This window comes from Leucobacter japonicus, assembly GCF_001273855.1.
Classification (GTDB): domain Bacteria; phylum Actinomycetota; class Actinomycetes; order Actinomycetales; family Microbacteriaceae; genus Leucobacter; species Leucobacter japonicus.
On the sequence record NZ_JHBX01000075.1, the window covers coordinates 1 to 5,385 of the forward strand.

At 44.7% G+C, this 5,385-nt stretch carries 9 protein-coding genes; all 9 read right to left on the reverse strand.

Annotated elements, in window-relative coordinates; translation table 11 throughout:
- Positions 1–321: hypothetical protein (locus tag AMS67_RS18360; protein WP_503100484.1), on the reverse strand; the 321-nt coding region annotated here is incomplete at its 3' end.
- A 110-nt stretch (positions 322–431) separates the two neighbouring features.
- Positions 432–1,715 (reverse strand): major capsid protein, encoded by a 1,284-nt coding sequence (locus tag AMS67_RS18365; protein WP_000065572.1) that lies wholly within the window; start codon positions 1,713–1,715, stop codon positions 432–434.
- Positions 1,716–1,751: 36 nt separating this feature from the next.
- The gene (locus AMS67_RS18370; protein ID WP_000033471.1) at positions 1,752–1,868 is read right to left on the reverse strand and encodes a phage DNA packaging protein J; all 117 of its coding nucleotides are present in this window, start codon (positions 1,866–1,868) and stop codon (positions 1,752–1,754) included.
- Positions 1,868–2,326, reverse strand: coding sequence for a scaffolding protein D (locus AMS67_RS18375; RefSeq protein ID WP_000084700.1), 459 nt, complete (start codon positions 2,324–2,326; stop codon positions 1,868–1,870). Before AMS67_RS18375 ends, AMS67_RS18370 begins: the two co-directional genes overlap by 1 nt.
- A complete protein-coding gene (locus tag AMS67_RS18380; RefSeq protein ID WP_016670801.1) occupies positions 2,323–2,562 on the reverse strand; it encodes a phage DNA packaging protein C in 240 nt (79 codons plus the stop codon). The genes AMS67_RS18375 and AMS67_RS18380 overlap by 4 nt, the downstream gene beginning before the upstream one ends.
- Positions 2,495–2,647: a hypothetical protein gene (locus tag AMS67_RS18385; protein ID WP_435988044.1), complete on the reverse strand. Its 153-nt coding sequence runs from the start codon at positions 2,645–2,647 to the stop codon at positions 2,495–2,497. The genes AMS67_RS18380 and AMS67_RS18385 overlap by 68 nt, the downstream gene beginning before the upstream one ends.
- Positions 2,580–4,148, reverse strand: coding sequence for a replication endonuclease (locus AMS67_RS18390; RefSeq protein ID WP_001134933.1), 1,569 nt, complete (start codon positions 4,146–4,148; stop codon positions 2,580–2,582). The genes AMS67_RS18385 and AMS67_RS18390 overlap by 68 nt, the downstream gene beginning before the upstream one ends.
- A gap of 36 nt (positions 4,149–4,184) precedes the next feature.
- Positions 4,185–5,171, reverse strand: coding sequence for a Minor spike protein (locus AMS67_RS18395; protein ID WP_000466547.1), 987 nt, complete (start codon positions 5,169–5,171; stop codon positions 4,185–4,187).
- 8 nt (positions 5,172–5,179) lie between these two features.
- Positions 5,180–5,385 (reverse strand): hypothetical protein (locus AMS67_RS18400; protein ID WP_503089864.1); only part of this gene is annotated, 206 nt, incomplete at its 5' end.

Sequence of the window (5,385 nt, forward strand, 5' to 3'; positions counted from 1 at the left end):
ATAGGCAGTCGGGAGGGTAGTCGGAACCGAAGAAGACTCAAAGCGAACCAAACAGGCAAAAAATTTAGGGTCGGCATCAAAAGCAATATCAGCACCAACAGAAACAACCTGATTAGCGGCGTTGACAGATGTATCCATCTGAATGCAATGAAGAAAACCACCATTACCAGCATTAACCGTCAAACTATCAAAATATAACGTTGACGATGTAGCTTTAGGTGTCTGTAAAACAGGTGCCGAAGAAGCTGGAGTAACAGAAGTGAGAACCAGCTTATCAGAAAAAAAGTTTGAATTATGGCGAGAAATAAAAGTCTGAAACATGATTAAACTCCTAAGCAGAAAACCTACCGCGCTTCGCTTGGTCAACCCCTCAGCGGCAAAAATTAAAATTTTTACCGCTTCGGCGTTATAACCTCACACTCAATCTTTTATCACGAAGTCATGATTGAATCGCGAGTGGTCGGCAGATTGCGATAAACGGTCACATTAAATTTAACCTGACTATTCCACTGCAACAACTGAACGGACTGGAAACACTGGTCATAATCATGGTGGCGAATAAGTACGCGTTCTTGCAAATCACCAGAAGGCGGTTCCTGAATGAATGGGAAGCCTTCAAGAAGGTGATAAGCAGGAGAAACATACGAAGGCGCATAACGATACCACTGACCCTCAGCAATCTTAAACTTCTTAGACGAATCACCAGAACGGAAAACATCCTTCATAGAAATTTCACGCGGCGGCAAGTTGCCATACAAAACAGGGTCGCCAGCAATATCGGTATAAGTCAAAGCACCTTTAGCGTTAAGGTACTGAATCTCTTTAGTCGCAGTAGGCGGAAAACGAACAAGCGCAAGAGTAAACATAGTGCCATGCTCAGGAACAAAGAAACGCGGCACAGAATGTTTATAGGTCTGTTGAACACGACCAGAAAACTGGCCTAACGACGTTTGGTCAGTTCCATCAACATCATAGCCAGATGCCCAGAGATTAGAGCGCATGACAAGTAAAGGACGGTTGTCAGCGTCATAAGAGGTTTTACCTCCAAATGAAGAAATAACATCATGGTAACGCTGCATGAAGTAATCACGTTCTTGGTCAGTATGCAAATTAGCATAAGCAGCTTGCAGACCCATAATGTCAATAGATGTGGTAGAAGTCGTCATTTGGCGAGAAAGCTCAGTCTCAGGAGGAAGCGGAGCAGTCCAAATGTTTTTGAGATGGCAGCAACGGAAACCATAACGAGCATCATCTTGATTAAGCTCATTAGGGTTAGCCTCGGTACGGTCAGGCATCCACGGCGCTTTAAAATAGTTGTTATAGATATTCAAATAACCCTGAAACAAATGCTTAGGGATTTTATTGGTATCAGGGTTAATCGTGCCAAGAAAAGCGGCATGGTCAATATAACCAGTAGTGTTAACAGTCGGGAGAGGAGTGGCATTAACACCATCCTTCATGAACTTAATCCACTGTTCACCATAAACGTGACGATGAGGGACATAAAAAGTAAAAATGTCTACAGTAGAGTCAATAGCAAGGCCACGACGCAATGGAGAAAGACGGAGAGCGCCAACGGCGTCCATCTCGAAGGAGTCGCCAGCGATAACCGGAGTAGTTGAAATGGTAATAAGACGACCAATCTGACCAGCAAGGAAGCCAAGATGGGAAAGGTCATGCGGCATACGCTCGGCGCCAGTTTGAATATTAGACATAATTTATCCTCAAGTAAGGGGCCGAAGCCCCTGCAATTAAAATTGTTGACCACCTACATACCAAAGACGAGCGCCTTTACGCTTGCCTTTAGTACCTCGCAACGGCTGCGGACGACCAGGGCGAGCGCCAGAACGTTTTTTACCTTTAGACATTACATCACTCCTTCTGCACGTAATTTTTGACGCACGTTTTCTTCTGCGTCAGTAAGAACGTCAGTGTTTCCTGCGCGTACACGCAAGGTAAACGCGAACAATTCAGCGGCTTTAACCGGACGCTCGACGCCATTAATAATGTTTTCCGTAAATTCAGCGCCTTCCATGATGAGACAGGCCGTTTGAATGTTGACGGGATGAACATAATAAGCAATGACGGCAGCAATAAACTCAACAGGAGCAGGAAAGCGAGGGTATCCTACAAAGTCCAGCGTACCATAAACGCAAGCCTCAACGCAGCGACGAGCACGAGAGCGGTCAGTAGCAATCCAAACTTTGTTACTCGTCAGAAAATCGAAATCATCTTCGGTTAAATCCAAAACGGCAGAAGCCTGAATGAGCTTAATAGAGGCCAAAGCGGTCTGGAAACGTACGGATTGTTCAGTAACTTGACTCATGATTTCTTACCTATTAGTGGTTGAACAGCATCGGACTCAGATAGTAATCCACGCTCTTTTAAAATGTCAACAAGAGAATCTCTACCATGAACAAAATGTGACTCATATCTAAACCAGTCCTTGACGAACGTGCCAAGCATATTAAGCCACTTCTCCTCATCCAACGCGTCAGTTTTTGACAGAATCGTTAGTTGATGGCGAAAGGTCGCAAAGTAAGAGCTTCTCGAGCTGCGCAAGGATAGGTCGAATTTTCTCATTTTCCGCCAGCAGTCCACTTCGATTTAATTCGTAAACAAGCAGTAGTAATTCCTGCTTTATCAAGATAATTTTTCGACTCATCAGAAATATCCGAAAGTGTTAACTTCTGCGTCATGGAAGCGATAAAACTCTGCAGGTTGGATACGCCAATCATTTTTATCGAAGCGCGCATAAATTTGAGCAGATTTGTCGTCACAGGTTGCGCCGCCAAAACGTCGGCTACAGTAACTTTTCCCAGCCTCAATCTCATCTCTCTTTTTGCGTTCTGCTTCAATATCTGGTTGAACGGCGTCGCGTCGTAACCCAGCTTGGTAAGTTGGATTAAGCACTCCGTGGACAGATTTGTCATTGTGAGCATTTTCATCCCGAAGTTGCGGCTCATTCTGATTCTGAACAGCTTCTTGGGAAGTAGCGACAGCTTGGTTTTTAGTGAGTTGTTCCATTCTTTAGCTCCTAGACCTTTAGCAGCAAGGTCCATATCTGACTTTTTGTTAACGTATTTAGCCACATAGAAACCAACAGCCATATAACTGGTAGCTTTAAGCGGCTCACCTTTAGCATCAACAGGCCACAACCAACCAGAACGTGAAAAAGCGTCCTGCGTGTAGCGAACTGCGATGGGCATACTGTAACCATAAGGCCACGTATTTTGCAAGCTATTTAACTGGCGGCGATTGCGTACCCGACGACCAAAATTAGGGTCAACGCTACCTGTAGGAAGTGTCCGCATAAAGTGCACCGCATGGAAATGAAGACGGCCATTAGCTGTACCATACTCAGGCACACAAAAATACTGATAGCAGTCGGCGTGTGAATCATTAGCCTTGCGACCCTCGGCAGCAAGAACCATACGACCAATATCACGAAAATAGTCACGCAAAGCATTGGGATTATCATAAAACGCCTCTAATCGGTCGTCAGCCAACGTGAGAGTGTCAAAAACGATAAACCAACCATCAGCATGAGCCTGTCGCATTGCATTCATCAAACGCTGAATAGCAAAGCCTCTACGCGATTTCATAGTGGAGGCCTCCAGCAATCTTGAACACTCATCCTTAATACCTTTCTTTTTGGGGTAATTATACTCATCGCGAATATCCTTAAGAGGGCGTTCAGCAGCCAGCTTGCGGCAAAACTGCGTAACCGTCTTCTCGTTCTCTAAAAACCATTTTTCGTCCCCTTCGGGGCGGTGGTCTATAGTGTTATTAATATCAAGTTGGGGGAGCACATTGTAGCATTGTGCCAATTCATCCATTAACTTCTCAGTAACAGATACAAACTCATCACGAACGTCAGAAGCAGCCTTATGGCCGTCAACATACATATCACCATTATCGAACTCAACGCCCTGCATACGAAAAGACAGAATCTCTTCCAAGAGCTTGATGCGGTTATCCATCTGCTTATGGAAGCCAAGCATTGGGGATTGAGAAAGAGTAGAAATGCCACAAGCCTCAATAGCAGGTTTAAGAGCCTCGATACGCTCAAAGTCAAAATAATCAGCGTGACATTCAGAAGGGTAATAAGAACGAACCATAAAAAAGCCTCCAAGATTTGGAGGCATGAAAACATACAATTGGGAGGGTGTCAATCCTGACGGTTATTTCCTAGACAAATTAGAGCCAATACCATCAGCTTTACCGTCTTTCCAGAAATTGTTCCAAGTATCGGCAACAGCTTTATCAATACCATGAAAAATATCAACCACACCAGAAGCAGCATCAGTGACGACATTAGAAATATCCTTTGCAGTAGCGCCAATATGAGAAGAGCCATACCGCTGATTCTGCGTTTGCTGATGAACTAAGTCAACCTCAGCACTAACCTTGCGAGTCATTTCTTTGATTTGGTCATTGGTAAAATACTGACCAGCCGTTTGAGCTTGAGTAAGCATTTGGCGCATAATCTCGGAAACCTGCTGTTGCTTGGAAAGATTGGTGTTTTCCATAATAGACGCAACGCGAGCAGTAGACTCCTTCTGTTGATAAGCAAGCATCTCATTTTGTGCATATACCTGGTCTTTCGTATTCTGGCGTGAAGTCGCCGACTGAATGCCAGCAATCTCTTTTTGAGTCTCATTTTGCATCTCGGCAATCTCTTTCTGATTGTCCAGTTGCATTTTAGTAAGCTCTTTTTGATTCTCAAATCCGGCGTCAACCATACCAGCAGAGGAAGCATCAGCACCAGCACGCTCCCAAGCATTAAGCTCAGGAAATGCAGCAGCAAGATAATCACGAGTATCCTTTCCTTTATCAGCGGCAGACTTGCCACCAAGTCCAACCAAATCAAGCAACTTATCAGAAACGGCAGAAGTGCCAGCCTGCAACGTACCTTCAAGAAGTCCTTTACCAGCTTTAGCCATAGCACCAGAAACAAAACTAGGGACGGCCTCATCAGGGTTAGGAACATTAGAGCCTTGAATGGCAGATTTAATACCAGCATCACCCATGCCTACAGTATTGTTATCGGTAGCAAGCACATCACCTTGAATGCCACCGGAGGCGGCTTTTTGACCGCCTCCAAACAATTTAGACATGGCGCCACCAGCAAGAGCAGAAGCAATACCGCCAGCAATAGCACCAAACATAAATCACCTCACTTAAGTGGCTGGAGACAAATAATCTCTTTAATAACCTGATTCAGCGAAACCAATCCGCGGCATTTAGTAGCGGTAAAGTTAGACCAAACCATGAAACCAACATAAACATTATTGCCCGGCGTACGGGGAAGGACGTCAATAGTCACACAGTCCTTGACGGTATAATAACCACCATCATGGCGACCATCCAAAGGATAAACAT

Excerpts from the sequence above, each read along its gene's own strand:
- AMS67_RS18365 (WP_000065572.1), bottom strand. The coding sequence starts at position 1,715 with ATGTCTAATATTCAAACTGGCGCCGAGCGTATGCCGCATGACCTTTCC.
- AMS67_RS18370 (WP_000033471.1), bottom strand. The coding sequence starts at position 1,868 with ATGTCTAAAGGTAAAAAACGTTCTGGCGCTCGCCCTGGTCGTCCGCAG.
- AMS67_RS18375 (WP_000084700.1), bottom strand. The coding sequence starts at position 2,326 with ATGAGTCAAGTTACTGAACAATCCGTACGTTTCCAGACCGCTTTGGCC.
- AMS67_RS18390 (WP_001134933.1), bottom strand. The coding sequence starts at position 4,148 with ATGCCTCCAAATCTTGGAGGCTTTTTTATGGTTCGTTCTTATTACCCT.
- AMS67_RS18395 (WP_000466547.1), bottom strand. The coding sequence starts at position 5,171 with ATGTTTGGTGCTATTGCTGGCGGTATTGCTTCTGCTCTTGCTGGTGGC.